Source organism: Flammeovirga pacifica, assembly GCF_000807855.2.
GTDB classification, from domain to species: domain Bacteria; phylum Bacteroidota; class Bacteroidia; order Cytophagales; family Flammeovirgaceae; genus Flammeovirga; species Flammeovirga pacifica.
In genome coordinates this window covers 1,023,738-1,040,173 of sequence record NZ_JRYR02000001.1, presented here as the reverse complement: position 1 = coordinate 1,040,173, position 16,436 = coordinate 1,023,738, and the positions used below count along the sequence as shown (strand labels likewise).

General features: G+C 32.3%; 14 protein-coding genes. 1 reads left to right on the top strand and 13 read right to left on the bottom strand.

The genetic code is table 11. The features are described 5' to 3' along the window. Positions 1-26: 26 nt before the first annotated feature. Together NH26_RS04215 and NH26_RS04210 are read right to left on the bottom strand one after the other, a co-directional pair. Complete coding sequence (locus NH26_RS04215) at positions 27-668, bottom strand: YceI family protein (RefSeq protein WP_044222028.1); 642 nt, start codon at positions 666-668, stop codon at positions 27-29. Positions 669-708: 40 nt separating this feature from the next. After that, positions 709-1,218 (bottom strand): HIRAN domain-containing protein, encoded by a 510-nt coding sequence (locus NH26_RS04210; protein ID WP_044222027.1) that lies wholly within the window; start codon positions 1,216-1,218, stop codon positions 709-711. Positions 1,219-1,359: 141 nt separating this feature from the next. Between NH26_RS04210 and NH26_RS04205 the strand changes: the two genes are divergently transcribed. Continuing rightward, complete coding sequence (locus tag NH26_RS04205) at positions 1,360-1,890, top strand: hypothetical protein (RefSeq protein ID WP_044222024.1); 531 nt, start codon at positions 1,360-1,362, stop codon at positions 1,888-1,890. A gap of 88 nt (positions 1,891-1,978) precedes the next feature. Here the strand turns inward: NH26_RS04205 and nadE are convergent, their stop codons facing one another. The 11 genes from nadE to dprA form a co-directional block, all read right to left on the bottom strand. Continuing rightward, on the bottom strand, positions 1,979-3,970 hold the full coding sequence (nadE, locus tag NH26_RS04200; protein ID WP_044222020.1) for an NAD(+) synthase: 1,992 nt from the start codon (positions 3,968-3,970) through the stop codon (positions 1,979-1,981). A gap of 118 nt (positions 3,971-4,088) precedes the next feature. Next, positions 4,089-5,507: a nucleoside recognition domain-containing protein gene (locus NH26_RS25640; RefSeq protein ID WP_044222017.1), complete on the bottom strand. Its 1,419-nt coding sequence runs from the start codon at positions 5,505-5,507 to the stop codon at positions 4,089-4,091. Positions 5,508-5,515: 8 nt separating this feature from the next. Further along, on the bottom strand, positions 5,516-6,292 hold the full coding sequence (locus NH26_RS25635) for a FeoB small GTPase domain-containing protein (RefSeq protein WP_044222014.1): 777 nt from the start codon (positions 6,290-6,292) through the stop codon (positions 5,516-5,518). After that, on the bottom strand, positions 6,282-7,244 hold the full coding sequence (locus NH26_RS04185) for a metal-dependent transcriptional regulator (protein WP_044222012.1): 963 nt from the start codon (positions 7,242-7,244) through the stop codon (positions 6,282-6,284). The genes NH26_RS25635 and NH26_RS04185 overlap by 11 nt, the downstream gene beginning before the upstream one ends. Positions 7,245-7,376: 132 nt before the next feature. Then, a complete protein-coding gene (locus tag NH26_RS04180; RefSeq protein WP_044222009.1) occupies positions 7,377-7,973 on the bottom strand; it encodes an OmpW family outer membrane protein in 597 nt (198 codons plus the stop codon). A gap of 7 nt (positions 7,974-7,980) precedes the next feature. After that, positions 7,981-8,649 carry a DUF4136 domain-containing protein gene (locus tag NH26_RS04175; protein ID WP_044222007.1) on the bottom strand — a complete coding sequence of 223 codons (669 nt, stop codon included), beginning with the start codon at positions 8,647-8,649 and terminating at the stop codon, positions 7,981-7,983. A 242-nt stretch (positions 8,650-8,891) separates the two neighbouring features. Then, a complete protein-coding gene (locus tag NH26_RS04170; protein WP_044222005.1) occupies positions 8,892-9,293 on the bottom strand; it encodes a YkvA family protein in 402 nt (133 codons plus the stop codon). Between the two features lie 40 nt (positions 9,294-9,333). Next, on the bottom strand, positions 9,334-11,601 hold the full coding sequence (locus NH26_RS04165) for a M1 family metallopeptidase (protein WP_044222002.1): 2,268 nt from the start codon (positions 11,599-11,601) through the stop codon (positions 9,334-9,336). A gap of 55 nt (positions 11,602-11,656) precedes the next feature. Further along, positions 11,657-13,999: a M1 family metallopeptidase gene (locus NH26_RS04160; protein ID WP_317040955.1), complete on the bottom strand. Its 2,343-nt coding sequence runs from the start codon at positions 13,997-13,999 to the stop codon at positions 11,657-11,659. Positions 14,000-14,149: 150 nt separating this feature from the next. Further along, a complete protein-coding gene (locus NH26_RS04155; RefSeq protein ID WP_044221999.1) occupies positions 14,150-15,268 on the bottom strand; it encodes a glycerate kinase in 1,119 nt (372 codons plus the stop codon). 5 nt (positions 15,269-15,273) lie between these two features. Beyond that, positions 15,274-16,392 (bottom strand): DNA-processing protein DprA, encoded by a 1,119-nt coding sequence (gene dprA / locus NH26_RS04150; RefSeq protein ID WP_044221997.1) that lies wholly within the window; start codon positions 16,390-16,392, stop codon positions 15,274-15,276. Positions 16,393-16,436 lie beyond the last annotated feature (44 nt).

Sequence of the window (16,436 nt, the reverse complement as noted above, 5' to 3'; positions counted from 1 at the left end):
TTATTGTGTTTTAATGTTACACTAAATTATTGTGTAACTAATTTAGATTTGATTACTAAATCTACATCTGACCATAATTTACTTTTGCCATCAGGTCCTTTATGAAGATCATCACATACTTTATTTAGAGCATTGATTGCTCCTAAAGCATCCCAATCACTCATATCAATATTACCTTTGATAAGGATGATGTTTTCACTTACTTTTAAGTTTAAAGCTACTTCTTTTGTAACACCATTTAATGCAATATCAACTAAAGCTTTACCATTAGCAGTACTTTTAACTGTACCTGTGATATTTGCAGTATTCAACATAGAACCAAAGAAATGCTCAACAATTTTACCATTTCTAGATTTATCGTTTGTTTCTATACTATTCACTGGAATTTCAAATGTCAATCCTTCTAAAATTTCAATTGGATTAGAAACAGTTTCTTTAGTAGTTTTTACCTCAAATTCTTGAAAACGTCCACTGACAGCTACTTTATCAGTTGTTTTAAAAGCTGAAAAAGAGACCATTGTTTGAGATGCATCATAGGCATACGATTTTTCGCTAACTACTTCTGTTTTTTTCTCATTTGAATTTTGTTCAGAAGTAGAGTTATTTGATGAACATCCCCATATGCTTAATGCACAAAAAGTGATAAGAGATAACGATAGCTTTTTCATGTAAATATTATTTGTTTTATTATTAATTGTCTGTTTGATTTTATTGTTTTTTTATTTTACGACTGTATCTCTGTAGCGCAATTTCACATTCTAAATTACCACTCTTGTTAAATATATTGGTAATAGTTGCCTCTACAGGTGATCGATTTATTAATCTTGATTTTATTTCAATAGACAAATCCATATCTAAAAAACCGATCTGTTTATCGTTTAATTTTATAACTCTAATTGCTGAGTTGTCATATCTATTTAATTCATCAGGAAGTAGTTTTAGTAACTCACCAACCTTTGTTTTTTTTAATATATCTTGTCGACTTTCTCCTGTATCGTCATTAGAATATCTAGTTCCGGCTACTTGAGTAGATATTATATCCATTTTATTTAAACAAGAAGGATCATCAAACCTTCGCATATAACGGTTGTAATTGTCTTTCTCTATTTTTTTTGCAGCAATCTTTTTCGCTTTATTTTGTTTGTTCTTTCTGCCAAAAATCAAGATTGGTAAAAAAATAAGAACGATAACGATTAATGCTAAGATAATGTCAGTCATAATTGTTTATAAATTTACTCGAAATTACGAGTAAAACTTAGTTCAAAAAAAAATCACCAATAATTTTTATCAAAAAGTGCTATATTTATAACAGAATAAATATTAAAGAACACAACAGCAAACTTCTTTGGAACTTAGTTTATGGAAATATTAATATCAGTTATCGGTCTAGTGGTTTATTGGTACTTATCTTCTTTAAATAAGAAAGATAAAAAGAAAACACCTCCAAATCAGACTATTAATAATGAAAATATTGTGCCTCATCAAAATTTTAATTACGAGGAAGATCATTATAGTTCAAATCAATCAGTAAATAATGCAGAGCCATCTTCTTTTGGTGAATTGTTAGGGATGTTGTCTGATAATGAAGCTTTTACAGAACATAAGAAAGCTAATAACCCTTTCGATAAAGAACGAACTGAAAGGCAATTAGAGTCAGATTTACAAGAATATAGTCCTTCTATGATTTCAGGAAGAACTTATGAAAATGATACTTATAATTGGAATGATGACTTTGCCAAAAAAGAGAAGAAGGTTTCAATTTTAAATAGAACTACTAAAAAGAGAAACTCTAATAAGAAAGCAAATAAAACAGCATCTCTTTTCAAAAGTCCTTCTAGAATTAAAGATGCATTTATTATGAATGAGGTCTTACAAAGAAAATATGAATAATTTTTTGATTATTGATGCTTCAAGTAATTAGAGATTTATTACAAATAAAAAAAGAGGATGTTCCAATTATTGAAACATCCTCTTTTTTTTATAACTCACCTAACTCTTTGGTAAATCCTCCAGAAAGAATAGGGAATCTACACCAGGTTTTAGGATCTAAATTTTTATCATCTAAATGGAAAGAAGGGGCATACCTTTCTCTTTTCCATTGATTTCTACTCCAAAGTTGGAAAAATTTTCTCACCCAAGCAGTTATCGTTTCTCTTGATGTATCAGGATGATTGGCTGATAAGAATAGTTGACATTCTTTAGGAGATTTCTTATCTCGAATAGCCATTTTTTCTATTTCTTCTAAAATGTCATAAGGCATTAAATCAGCTTCATCTGTTTGTTTGGAATCTTTTGGACGTAATTCAGCAGTTGGTTGCTGATCGTTTACCAATTTCAAAACAGGAATACTCCATTTATTATCTAAACCATTTGTTTCCATCCATTTTAACCAGCTTCTAAGATAGTTCTTATCAATACCAGCAATAGGACTTAATCCACCACTTGTGTCTCCATCCATTGTAGCATAACCTACTGCTGCTTCAGATCGATTTGAGGTAGATAATAGTAAGGCACCATTAATATTTGCTAGCATCCATACAGAAGGTGCACGCACTCTGGCTTGAATATTTTGAAGGGTAATATCATCAGTATCCCAGCCTAATTTTCTTCCAATAGAAGTTTCAATGGCATTTAGATATCCTTTATACATTGGGTTGACATCAATATTATAAAATGTTGCACCAACAGCTTTTGCTAATTCGGTCGCTGCGTTTAATGTGACATCACCACTGTTTTCTGTAGGTTGATAAGCTGTAGTCAAAATCTGTTGACATAATTCAACTTCATTTTTACAATCAGATAACGCAGTGAAATAGGAGAGTTTAGATTTGAATCCCTCTAGGCTTAAATCTTCGATACCCATCTTTATCATTAAATGAATGAGCGTGACTATAGATGAAGAATCAGCACCTCCTGATAATGATACTACAAAACCTTTAGAAAAACTTTTACGCATGTAGTCAAATAGGCCCAAAGCTACTGCTCTTCCAAATTCTTCCTCTTTAATATGTTCAGAATGTTCCCAAGTTTCCTCTACAGGTTGATGTTTTTCGGGATTGGTTCTAGGTATTCTATAATCATCTGTTATAACTAAATGATCTCCAGAGCCTGTGTTTGAGGTATGACTTTGTATTTGGGCGAGTCGAGCGATATCTAAATCAAATGTAGCAGTAGTGACTTTGTAATTATAAAATGCAAATCGTTTACTAATTGATAATAGTTTACCCGATAACGCAATCATCACTCCGCCATCATAAATAGCTCGTCCAGATTCATTACCTAATAAATTAGCATAGATATACCCGACGCCAAAGGCTCTTGAACCTTCTAATACGAATCTTTTTCTAACATCTAATTTATCAAAAGCAAAGTGACTAGCTGAAGGGTTTAATATTATATCAACTCCTTGGTGATATAATGTTCTACCAGGGCGATTAGCTACCCAAGCGTCTTCACAAATCTCAAACCCTATTTTAATGCCGTTGACATTGAAAATGAGATCACCAAAAGGAAATGAGGTGTTTCCTAATATGGCTTTATAATCATCATCAAATTCAATAGAAGAGTACTCCCCGTCAACCCAAGGAGTAAACCAACGAGGTTCATAATGAATACCATTTCCTGCAAGATGCTTTTTAGCAACGAAGCCCTTTATTTTCTGATTAACTATTAAGGCAACCGTATTGTATAGTTTATTCTTAAATCTAAGTGGAAGACCCACTGAGATGACTAAGTCTTTTGTAAGTGGAAGTATCTTGCCTAATATTTTTAAGGCTTGATGTTCAGTATTAGGAGCATAAAAAGCATCTTCACACCCATAGCCAGTAATCGATAATTCCGGTAAACACAATATGGAAACATTTTGCTCTTTAGCTGTTTCTATTGCGTTTTTTATATTTTTAAAATTGTTATTCCAATCTAAAGGAGTCTGATTTAATTCAGCTCCAGCAACTTTTATCAGGTTCGTCATTTACTTAGAAATTTGTTTTCACCTTAGATTATAAAAGTAATCAAAAAGAGAAGATTAATTATTGAGAATGAAAAAAAGCCCTCATAAATGAGAGCTTAACTGTATATTTTTTTCACCCTTATAGAATATTAGCGATTTGCGTAATCAAAAAGCAAGCTAAGAATCCCATAATTACAGGAAGGATAGAAGCAATTGCTGTCCATTTAGTACTAGCCGTTTCTTTGTAAATAGTATAGATAGTAGTACTACAAGGATTATGAATCAAACTAAATATCATTACGTTGATAGCTGTCAGAAAAGTCCATCCTCCAGCCACTAAAACATCATGAGTATTGCTCATAGAATCTAGTTCAAACATAACTCCATTTCCTTCACCATAACCTGCAATACTTGTTGTCATAACGGTTAACATAAGAATAGTGGGCATCACAATTTCATTGGCAGGGATAGCAAGGATGTAGGCAAGTAATATTACACCATTTAAACCTACTAGCCATCCGAACTGATCCATTCCTTCAATCATCCAAATGGCGATACTTTGATCACCAATATCTATATTACAAACTAACCAAATTACTGCTCCAGCAGGTGCAGCAAAAACGCATGCTCTCCAAAGAACTATTAAGGTTCTATCAATTAATGAGGTATAAATAGTCTGTAAAATACGTGGTTTTCTATAGGGAGGTAATTCTAATGTAAAAGTAGAAACTTCACCCTTTAAAAAGGTTTTTGATAAGAAAAGGGAAACTAGAAAAGTTAATCCAATTCCTAATAAAGCAACACCAATAACGGCAGCTGTAGCAATCAATGTTTTATATTCATCAGGAACAATGGCTCCAATAAAAATACTCGATAAAAGAATTTGTGTGGGCCAACGACCATTACATAATGAAAAATTATTAGTGATAATGGCAATGAGTCTTTCTCTTGGAGAATCAATAATCCTTGTAGCTACAACTCCAGCAGCATTACATCCAAAACCCATAGACATTGTTAGTGCTTGTTTACCGTGTGCACCCGATTTTCTAAATAGTTTATCTAAATTAAAAGCTATTCTTGGTAGGTAGCCTAAATCTTCTAAGATTGTAAACATAGGAAAGAATATTGCCATAGGAGGCAGCATTACTGATATAACCCACGCTAGACATAGAAATACACCATCAATTAGAAATCCTGATAACCACCAAGGCATTACTAAATCAGCTTGTGCTTTTAAGAAAACGTAGACATTGTCTAATAGGATAGAAGCTAAGAATTCTGAAGGAACATTTGATCCAACTATTGTTAACCATAAAACGATCGCAAGTACCAAAAACATAATAGGGAACCCCCAAATAGGACTGGTTACAATACGATCAATCGCTCTATCTAAATTGAAGTTTTCTTTTTCGTGATCCTTAAGTACTGTTTTTTCTGCAATTTCTGCAGCATTAGAATAGATACTTTCAGAAAGCTTATCATGAAATTCTTGTCCAATTTCCCAACGAGTTTCAGCTGCTTCTGAGATTAATTGATTTATTTGATCTTCTTTATTCATTAGTCAACTTATTTATCATTGATAAACTCACCATTTTCAATTGCTTTAATGATATCTCTATCACCATCAAGCAAACGAAAGGCAATCCAACGACTATTTGGAAGGTTAGGATACAAGTTTTCAATTTTATCTTGAATCTTTTTGACTTCCGTTTCTATTTTTTTAGGTACATTTTTGATTCGATGAGGTGTACATTTGATTTCACCCTTTGCTACCTCATCTACTGTTTTTAGTAAATCAGCAATGCCAATACCTCTTAATGCAGAAGTAGCAACCACTGGTATTCCTAATTCTTTAGATAAGGTTCTTGTATCTATTTCTATATTATGTCTTTTGGCTTCATCAATTAAATTGACACATAATACAGCCTTATCTGTAATTTCTAGTATTTGTAGTGCAAGGTTAAGATTTCTCTCTAATCGACCTGCATCAACAACAATAATAGTTACATCAGGCTTACCAAATAGGATAAAGTTTCTAGCAATTTCTTCATCTTCAGAGGTAGACATTAATGAATATGTTCCTGGTAGATCAATCATTTTGTATTTTGATCCATCAAAAATATAACCGCCTTCTGCACGTCCCACAGTTTTACCTGGCCAGTTACCAGTATGTTGTTTAAGACCAGTTAAGCTATTAAATACGGTACTTTTTCCTGTATTAGGATTCCCTGCCAAGGCGATGACATAATCACTTTTTTCTATCTCAACACCTAATCTCTTTAGTCTACCTTGAGGATTCTGACCACATGTATCGCAAGGTGTCTTTTTTTGATTATTGCTCATCTAGATTCACTTTTTTGACTAAAATCATATTTGTTTGTTCCTTTCTCAAAGCTATCAAAGTATTTCTGATCAAGTATGCTTTTGGATCTTGCATAGGACTCACCATACTAATTTCAATGTTTGATCCTTTTACAAAACCTAAATCTAACAACCTTCTACGGTTAATACCTCGACATTCCTGTGATAAACCATGTATGATTGCTTTTTCGTCATTTTTTAAATCTGTTAGACGATAGATATTTTTAGGTAATACCTCCGCAGTTTCAATAATAACTACTTGAATGTTTTTTAGTTCATCACCTGAGAATTCAAAATTTCTACTTTCAGAAGTATAGATTTTTTTATTATTAATCGTATTGATGCTGATTAATGAACCGATATGAATATCTTTTTTCAATAATTCTAAGTAGACTTCTTTAGGTTCATCTTCAATATGGATGATCTTTACTAAAGAATTTTGTTGAATTTTAGAGAGGGGTCTACCTTTTAATTTGGGTAAAACACCGTCTTTAGTTGGAATAGGATCACCATGAGGATCAAATTTAGGATAACCTAATTCTTTGTCCATTTGATCCACTTCTTCATTCGAAAGGAGATGTTCTTTTTCCTCAGCTTTATTATGCCAATTCTCTTTAGAGAAACCAGTTTTTTCTGCTAAATAAGTCTCGTAAATTCTATGCTTTCGAATTAATTGTATTGCTTTTTTATTTCCTGATTGATTGATGATAATTTTATCTTCATTCATCAAGATGTCGTCTTGTTGAATTAGGCTTTCTAATGCTTGTTTAATTTGAAGTTCGTCCAAATTGTTGAATTCTTTTTTAATCTTTAATGAGGATAATTCTTCACCATCTTCATTTGATTTGAAAAGAGATTTTAATATATCTTCTTCAATAAATTGTAGAGGATATTTCTCAAGTTTATTTTTAAACCAATTTAGTAATTTGATCATCAGAAATTTCTAATATTGTAGATGTACAAATATATGAAAATATTTTTAGGCTTGTCTAAAAATAAAATGAAAATAAAAAAAAGACAACCAAAAAGGTTGTCTTCTATATAATGTTAAGGGGTATTGTAAAGTTTATAAATCAAATGCTAAACCAACGTTGAATCCCCAATATTGTTGAGCAGAATAATTTCCTGCTTCAAATGCATAATTATATTTTACATTAGTATGTAAGTATACTGAATGACCGATAGGGAATAAAACACCTACTTCAGGAGCAATTTGCATATGCCATTGCTTTCCTACGTATGCCATAGATCCCATTTGATTAGTGTATTCATAGTGTGCTGCACCAATACCACCACCTATATATGGTCTGATCCCACCTTGTTCTCCAAAGTAGTAATGATAAGTAGCCATGATAGGAAACTGATCAATATAGTTGTACTCTTGACCAGAAATATGACCATCACCACCCGGTAATTCTACGGTATTGTAACCTTGGTATTTATAGAACTTTTGATAACCTAAAGAAAAGCCTACACTCATGCTTGGGTTAATAAAATGTCTATATTCTAATGTACCACCTCTAAAACTAGAAGCATCTGTGAATGAGGCAGTATTACCACTAGGAGTAGCCATACTATACTGTAATGACAATATTTTTTCTTGTGCAAAAGTTGTTGCAGAAAATGCCATTAATGCAACCACTAAAGTTATTATTTTTTTCATATTACTATTAGTTTGAGGCACCAGTTTGGATATAAGGAGATTGGACAAACATTTGTTTTATGTTTTTCTCCACTCTCATAATTTCATTTTGAGTATTTGTTGTATACCCATTAGTTACACCTTCCCACATAATTGGGTATTTAACTTCATTGTCTTCACCGGCAGGTAGATGAACAGGAATGTTTTCTGCAATTTCAATCATTACAGTTCCTTTTTGATAGGCGTATATACCTCTTACAGGATACATATATCCAGGATATCCCCAACCAGGTCCAAATCCAGGGTAGCCCCAACCAGGGTAACCGCCCCACCAATCCCACCACATATAAACACTTGTGGTTGTTACTGAATAACATAAAACAACAATATCAGGATGGTCACTACTTGTTTCAGGGATATATGTATATCCTTTAGCTTCCATTTCGCTTTTTGTTGTCTCTAGAATTTTAATATCAAATTCTGTGGGTTCTGTGATAGTTGTATCACCTACGTGTACAACCTTCCAAGGCATACCAAAAGATTTCTTTTCGGAAAATAGTTCTTTTTTTTCAGGGTCATAATTAGTAATCACGACATCATAATCCGAAACATATTCTGGTCCTTGTTTTGAACAACTCGCTAATAGAGTTGTAATTAACGCAAGCATACCAAGTGCTTTGAATCGTAGTTTGATCATTTGCTTGATAGTTATGATGGTTTAATAAATTAGGTTTAAAAGTATCATACAAATTATTTTTCGTATTCGATACATTAAGTTTTATACCTTTTACGACAAAGTAGAGTTCAATTAGGTCAGTTATTTTATCGTTATTTAAGTTAGGTTAATCTTTTTTTGAAAAATCTGTTTTTAATCAGCTTTCAGTTATGTTTTAGTAACAAAAAAGGCCTTGATGTTTTCAAGGCCTTTGATGTAGTATTTTAAAATTCTAATTGACTTATTTGGAGATCATTGCCAAATATTTTTTTCATAATTAGGAAAGCATCTTCCTTATGTTTTGGTTTAATATGAAGTGCTACTGTAAAAAAAGCACTACTTAATGCGGCTAAATCATCAGTAAAACCTATGCCAGGAGCAATATCAGGTATAAGATCAATTGGCATAATAAAATAACCTAAAGCACCCATGATGACTAGTTTAGAAGAGTTTGGAGTATCTTCATCCAACATGGTGTAGAATAAGGTCACAGCATAAAAAGATAGTTTGAAACCTGCCTTTTTACCGTATTTCATTAACTTTCTCCAAAATTTAGCCTCTTTAAATACTTGGCTAAATTTTATCAATTGCTCTCCTGTTATTTTTAAAATCTCCGTTTTATTCATCTCAAAAAGGATAGATAGTAATTATTATAGAATGAATATACTACTTTTTACTTTTATAAAGCTGAAATCTATTGACAGAATTTCTTCTAGGAAAATGATTGTTTGAAGTATCTATGTCAGCAGTTTCTCTATTCGGATCTAGAAAGAATGAAGTGACTTTTTTATCGGTTACAAAGACTTTTGAAACAATCTTATCGTCTTTTTTCCAAATCTCAGCAGGAATGTATTTTTTATCTTTAGATCCATCTTCAAAGTTTAACTCAATAATGATTGGCATGACTAAGCCTCCAACATTTTCGAAATTCACTTGATAAACATACTTATTTGACTCCATCCATTCTTTATCTTTTTCGTTTAAACTGTTTTGATACTTTTTGTATTTGTCTAAATCATCTTGATAAACAGAATATTTGTAGTCTGTATTATAGAAGTCTTTTAAGTTTTCATTTTTTGAAACTCTTGTTTCAAGACCTTCTTTTTGATTATTTATTTCCGTAATAGTAGGTCTTTTATCATTTTCAAGAGCTTTTAGATGAGTCATTTCCTTATTAGGGTCTTGCGTATCTAATTGCATTGTGATCACCTCAGCAATGGATATGTCACAAGCCTCTGTGGTGTAAAACCATCCTCTCCAAAACCAATCTAGATCTACGCCAGAAGCATCCTCCATAGTTCTGAAGAAATCTGCTGGAGTAGGGTGTTTGAATTTCCATCTTTGTGCATACTCTTTAAAAGCATAATCAAATAATTCTCTACCCATGATTGTTTCTCTAAGAACGTTCAATGCTACAGAGGGTTTAGAATAAGCATTCCAACCAAATTGTTTGATAGACTCAGAATTAGTCATAATAGGGGACATACCTTCTGGAACACCTTCCATATACTCAATGATATTATCAGGAAAACCTTCTTGTGAAGGATAATTCCATTCCCATTCTTGTTCAGCTACGAATTGTAGAAATGAGTTTAATCCTTCATCCATCCAAGTCCATTGTCTTTCATCAGAATTGACAATCATAGGGAAATAATTATGACCTACTTCATGAAAAACTACTGAAAGCATACCATATTTAATTCTTGATGAATAATTACCTTCTTCATCCTGTCTACCATAATTAAAACAAATCATAGGGTATTCCATTCCATTTTCTGCTTCAACTGATATAGCCACAGGGTAGGGATAATCGAATGTCATTCTTGAATAGACTTCTAATGTATGTGCTATAGCTTCTGTAGAGTACCTATTATAAAGGTTATAGGCATCTTTTGGATAATAAGACATAGCCATGACAATTTTGTCATTTTGTTCTACACCCATTGCATCCCAAATAAATTTTCTTGAAGAACCAAGTGCAAAATCTCTTACATTGTCTGCCTTATAATGCCAGGTTTTTGTTCCTTTACCTTTTTTCTTTTCGTTCTTGATAGCCTCTTTTTTAGTGACAATTTCAATAGGTTTATTACTATATTTTGCTTCTTCTAGTCGTTCTCTTTGTGTTTCTGTTAAAACTGTTGAGTCTTGAAGAGACCCCGTTGATGCCACAATATGATCATCAGGAACAGTTAGTTTAACATCATAATCTCCAAAAGCTAAAGCAAATTCACCTCTTCCTAAGAATTGTTTGTTTTGCCATCCATTTACATCATCATAAACGGCCATTCTAGGAAACCATTGAGTTAATGTGTAAAGAGTGTTGCCATCTTTAAATGTTTCATATCCACCTCTGCCACCCATCAATTTTCTATTATTGATGTTATAGTACCACTTAATATTAAAGGAAAAATGCTCTCCAGGTTTTAATTCTTGGGGCATATCTACTCTCATCATTGTTTGATTTATGACATATGGAATATCTTCACCTTCTTTAGACTTTACTTCCAAAATTTTATGTCCACCATCATAATTCGGATAACCACTAATACTTTCAAAGTATCTAGAATTTGCTTTTTCATCAATTCTATTTTGTCTGATTTTATAGGTATTAGAGTTAGTTGCTCTCATATTTTGGTCCAATTGAACCCATAAATACTTTATATTATCAGGAGAGTTATTAGTGTACGTAATAGTTTCTTTACCATGTAATTGATTTTTCTCTTCATCTAAAAGAGCTTCAATGGTATAATCTGCTTTTTGTTGCCAATATTTATGACCTGGTGCTCCACTTCCAGTGCGATACGAATTGGGAGTTGGTAACTCTTGGTCTAATTGTTTAAACTTATTGTTGTTGTAAGCGTCTTTCTGACCGTAAGTAGGAAGAGTAATAAGAGAAAATACGGTAAGAGTAATGAGTAGATTGATCTTTTGCATGTGATATAAAAAAGCGACCTGCATAAATAAATATGCAGGTCGCTATAAGTTTTAATTACTTTTTATTCTTTTTTGCTTTTTGCATAGGGTTGAGGTTTCCACTGTCATAAGTTCTTGGTTGATTAGCACCAGACTTATACAATTTGAAACGATTCACCTCAGGCTTTCTTGGATAGTAGTTATTTTCTGTATCCACATCTGCAGTTTCTCTGTTTGGATCTAGAACAAATTGAGTAACTTCTTTTTCGCAAACAAAAACTTTAGAAACTACTTTATCATCCATTTTCCAAATTTCGGCAGGGATGTATTTCTTATCAGAAGTACCATCAGCATATTGAAGTTCAACTATGATAGGCATTACTAAACCACCAACATTTTCAAAATCTAATTGATATACAAAGTGTTTTGAAGCCAACCACTCTTTGTCTTTTTTATTAAGTTTTGATTGATATTTTTTATAGTTATCGTAATCTTCAATGTCAGCATCAAGAGGATCATAACTATTGTAGAAATCTTTTAATTCAGGTCTTTTATCTACTCTAGTTTCTAATTTAATTTCCTCATTATGGATAGTTGTAATTTGCTTAGGCTGATTATCTCTTTCAGCTTTTTTCTTAGCAACTTCCACTTTAGGATCTTGAGAATCTAAATCTTGTACTGTTACATTAGCAATAGAAATGTCTACAGCTTCAGTTGTATAGAACCATCCTCTCCAGAACCAATCTAAGTCAACAGCAGAGGCGTCTTCCATTGTTCTGTAGAAATCGGCAGGTTTAGGGTGTTTAAATGCCCATCTTTCTGCATATTCTTTGAACGCATAATCAAATAATTCACGCCCCATGATTGTTTCTCTTAAGATATTTAAAGCTGTTGCAGGCTTGCCATAAGCATTATTACCAAATTGCTTTAAAGATTCAGAGTTTGTCATAATAGGAGTGATATTATCTTTTTCACCTTTCATGTAAGGAACAATGTTTTCAGCTGGTCCTCTTCTTGAAGGATAACCATCTTCCCACTCTTGTTCAGCAAGGTATTGACAGAAAGTATTTAAACCTTCATCCATCCAAGTCCATTGTCTTTCATCAGAATTAATGATCATAGGGAAGAAGTTGTGTCCTACCTCATGGATAATTACTGATATCATTCCATACTTGATTCTTGGTGAATAAGTACCATCTTTTTCGGGACGTCCGTAGTTGAAACAAATCATTGGGTATTCCATACCATTAGATGCTTCTACTGAGATGGCTACTGGATAAGGATAATCAATTGTATATTTTGAATATACTTCTAGTGTATGAGCAACGGCTTCTGTAGAGTATTGGCCATAAAGAGGATTAGCTTCTTTAGGATAATAAGACATTGCCATTACTGTTTTACCATTGATATCAACACCCATTGCATCCCAAATAAATTTACGAGATGAGCCAAAAGCAAAATCACGAACATTTTCAGCTTTATAATGCCATGTTTTTGTATCAGATGCTTGAGTTTTTTCTTTTTTCTCCGCTTCTTTTTGAGTAACAATAACTACAGGTTTATCTGACTTTTTAGCCTCGTCGAAACGCTTCTTTTCAGTTTCAGATAAGATGTCATCAGGGTTTTGTAACTCACCAGTTGATGCTACGATATGATCAGAAGGAACAGTAATCTTTACATCATAATCACCAAAAGTAAGAGCAAATTCACCATTACCTAAGAATTGTTTGTGTTGCCAACCATTAAAGTCATCATACACAGCCATTCTTGGGAACCATTGAGTAATAGTATAGATAGTGTTTCCATCTTCAGCGAAAGTTTCATAACCTCCACGACCTCCCATAAGAAGTCTATCATTGATATTATAATACCAATCAATTTTGAAAGAAAAGTTTTCACCTGACTTTAATGGAGTAGGTAAATCAATTCTCATCATTGTTTTGTTGATGGTATATTTCAAATCTTGATCATCAGAAGTAGTTACTTTCTGAATTTTGTGTCCTCCATCATACTCAGGAAATCCATCAATTGCAGCCAACTGATTGATATTTGTTCCTTTTTTAAGTTTGTTCTGTCTGATTTTGTAAGTATCAGAATCAGTAGCTCTCATATTTTGATCCAATTGGATCCATAAATAAGTAAGCGTTTCCGGAGAATTGTTGAAATAAGTTACTGTTTCTTTTCCGTTTAATCTATGGAGTTTTTCATCAATAGAAGCTTCTATCACATAATCAGCTTTTTGTTGCCAATACTCAGCACCTGGTGCACCAGAACCAGTTCTGTACACGTTTGGAGTTGGAAGTTCTTCGTCTAATTGCTTGAATTTGTTGTTGTTATAAAACTCTTTTTGTCCATAAACAAAAGGGATACAAACCATTGTAAAGAAAATGGTTGCATACATTTTGATTGTATTTGTCATAGAGATGGAAGGTTGCTATTAATTAATTGAGTAATTTCAATTGAAAGAGTATTTATTGTAGTAAAAATACAATTCCAATTATCTATGCAAGATGATAAAAAAACTTATTTTTATGATGTAATTTTTTGTTAAATCTGTTAATTATGAAGTTTATTTATACAAACAGATAAGCTTCGCCAACTCATTTGTAGTTAATGATAAATTTTCTTCTGCAAATTTTTTGAAGTCATTATCAAGTTTTTGATTGATATTAATTATTGATGAGAAGGGATGTTGATGAGAATTATTCAATAGATTATTTCCAACAAGTGCAATAACCGGAATGTTTAAATCATCACCTTTTAATGCAATTTGATATGGAAGTTTACCATTCAGTGATTGATTATCAAGGCTTCCCTCTGTAGTAATGATAAGATCAGTACCCAAAAGGTGTTCATCAATATCAAAACAATCCATGATAAATGAGCTGCCACTTAGTTGTGTGGCATTTAAAAATGACATAAAACCAGCTGCAGTACCTCCAGCGGCACCACTACCTTCTACATCAAAAACTTCAATACCAGTAGAAATTTGAGCAATATCAGCAATATGTCTTAAATTTCTATCCAATATTTCTACCTCTTTTTTTGAAGCACCCTTTTGTGGAGAAAATATATATGCAGCACCTTGCGGGCCATAGAGTTTATTATTGACATCATTTGCTATATAAAAGTCTATGTTTTTGGTGCTTTCTATAAGGTCAGAAAGTTCGAATTGTACAATTTCGCTTAAATTACTTCCGTTTGGTAAAATTGATTCATTGTTATGATCAAGACATTTTAATCCTAATTCATATAAAGCTCCTAATCCAAAATCAGTAGAAGCACTACCGCCTAATCCAATAATTATTTCTGTACAGCCATCATCAATAGCTTTTTTTATAGTTATACCAAGTCCGTTAGTTGTACTTCTTAAAGCATCATATTCATTATCATTTAAAGTACTTAAACCACAGTTTCCAGCCAATCCAATAACAGCTGTAGCAGTATTTACTTTATAATAACCGTAAGTATGAGAATGATTTAAAGCATTTTTCGTTGATACTTCAATCCATTTACCATTTTTTCTTAATCCAACAACATGGTCAAAATCGTCACCACCATCTGCAAGAGGTAGATTTATAACAGTGTCATTTGGACGGACGTTTAACCAAGCTTCTTTTATAATATTACTAGCATCAATAGAGTTTATACTCCCTTTAAATGCATTAGTGGCAATTACTATCTTCATAATTATTATTTTAAACCATAAATGTTTCCTGGTTTTAATTTTATAATTCCTTTTAACTCCAACTGAAGTAACCTACCAGAAAGTTTAGGAATAGGTGTTTGTAATTGTATTGCTAATTCTTCAATATGATAATCATGTTCTTTTATCAAATTTACAATTACTATTTCGTCTTTTGATAAATCATTCTCACTAAATAAGATGGTTTGTTTACTTTTCACAGGTTGAATATCCCAGTTCATCATTTTAATGATATCATTGGTATTAGTTAAAATTCTAGCCTTTTGATATTTAATTAAATTATTACAACCTTCTGAAAGAGGGTCGTCAATTTTGCCTGGTACTGCAAAAACCTCTTTATGATAGCTGTTGGCAATATCAGCCGTGATTAAAGCACCACCTTTTTTCATTCCTTGAACTACAACTAACACATCAGAAAGAGCAGCTATAATTCGGTTTCTTGCCGGAAATTTAGGCCCATCAGGTTCAGAATCCATCAAGTTTTCAGAAATTAAACCACTATTGTGTTCATTCACCATTTCATGAGCAACTTTTGAATGAATTGATGGATATACCTTATTGAGACCATTGGCTAAGACTCCAATAGTCCCCACTTTATTATCTAATGAAGATTTATGTGCTTGAATATCTATTCCATAAGCTAATCCACTTATAATATTGATATCTTTAAATTGAGACAATTCTCTAACAAGTTCAGCAGTTACACCTTTACCATATTGGTTGGCTGATCTTGATCCAACGATACCGACTGTTTTAGCAGCATGTAAACCTTTCGCTTTTCCTTTTACATAAATAAGATAGGGGGCATCTTTTTGTAATTTCATCCTTTTAGGAAAATCCTCATCAGTATAAGTTAATACACGAACATCTCCTTTTTCAATTTTCCTAACTTCATTTTCAATCTTACTCAAATACTTTTTTGATTGTTGGATAGAATGAACCGTATTTTCTCCTATACCCAATACTTTTTTTAAAGAAGATGGTTTTGATTTATAGACTTCTTCAGCTGAACCAATATGACTGATTAATAATTTACTTGTTGCTCCTCCGATTCCAGGAATATTATTTAACCATAGTTCGTAAAACTTAGTTTGATTTATTGTCATTTTCGGGATAATTGATTCGTTAAGTTGATTTTTGATCAATATAC

Bases quoted from the DNA above. Each gene is read 5' to 3' on its own strand.
- NH26_RS25640 (WP_044222017.1), bottom strand. From the start codon at position 5,507: ATGAATAAAGAAGATCAAATAAATCAATTAATCTCAGAAGCAGCTGAA.
- NH26_RS04175 (WP_044222007.1), bottom strand. From the start codon at position 8,649: ATGATCAAACTACGATTCAAAGCACTTGGTATGCTTGCGTTAATTACA.
- NH26_RS04170 (WP_044222005.1), bottom strand. From the start codon at position 9,293: ATGAATAAAACGGAGATTTTAAAAATAACAGGAGAGCAATTGATAAAA.
- NH26_RS04155 (WP_044221999.1), bottom strand. From the start codon at position 15,268: ATGAAGATAGTAATTGCCACTAATGCATTTAAAGGGAGTATAAACTCT.
- NH26_RS04160 (WP_317040955.1), bottom strand. From the start codon at position 13,999: ATGACAAATACAATCAAAATGTATGCAACCATTTTCTTTACAATGGTT.
- dprA (WP_044221997.1), bottom strand. From the start codon at position 16,392: ATGACAATAAATCAAACTAAGTTTTACGAACTATGGTTAAATAATATT.
- NH26_RS04185 (WP_044222012.1), bottom strand. From the start codon at position 7,244: ATGATCAAATTACTAAATTGGTTTAAAAATAAACTTGAGAAATATCCT.
- NH26_RS25635 (WP_044222014.1), bottom strand. From the start codon at position 6,292: ATGAGCAATAATCAAAAAAAGACACCTTGCGATACATGTGGTCAGAAT.
- nadE (WP_044222020.1), bottom strand. From the start codon at position 3,970: ATGACGAACCTGATAAAAGTTGCTGGAGCTGAATTAAATCAGACTCCT.
- NH26_RS04180 (WP_044222009.1), bottom strand. From the start codon at position 7,973: ATGAAAAAAATAATAACTTTAGTGGTTGCATTAATGGCATTTTCTGCA.
- NH26_RS04215 (WP_044222028.1), bottom strand. From the start codon at position 668: ATGAAAAAGCTATCGTTATCTCTTATCACTTTTTGTGCATTAAGCATA.
- NH26_RS04165 (WP_044222002.1), bottom strand. From the start codon at position 11,601: ATGCAAAAGATCAATCTACTCATTACTCTTACCGTATTTTCTCTTATT.
- NH26_RS04205 (WP_044222024.1), top strand. From the start codon at position 1,360: ATGGAAATATTAATATCAGTTATCGGTCTAGTGGTTTATTGGTACTTA.
- NH26_RS04210 (WP_044222027.1), bottom strand. From the start codon at position 1,218: ATGACTGACATTATCTTAGCATTAATCGTTATCGTTCTTATTTTTTTA.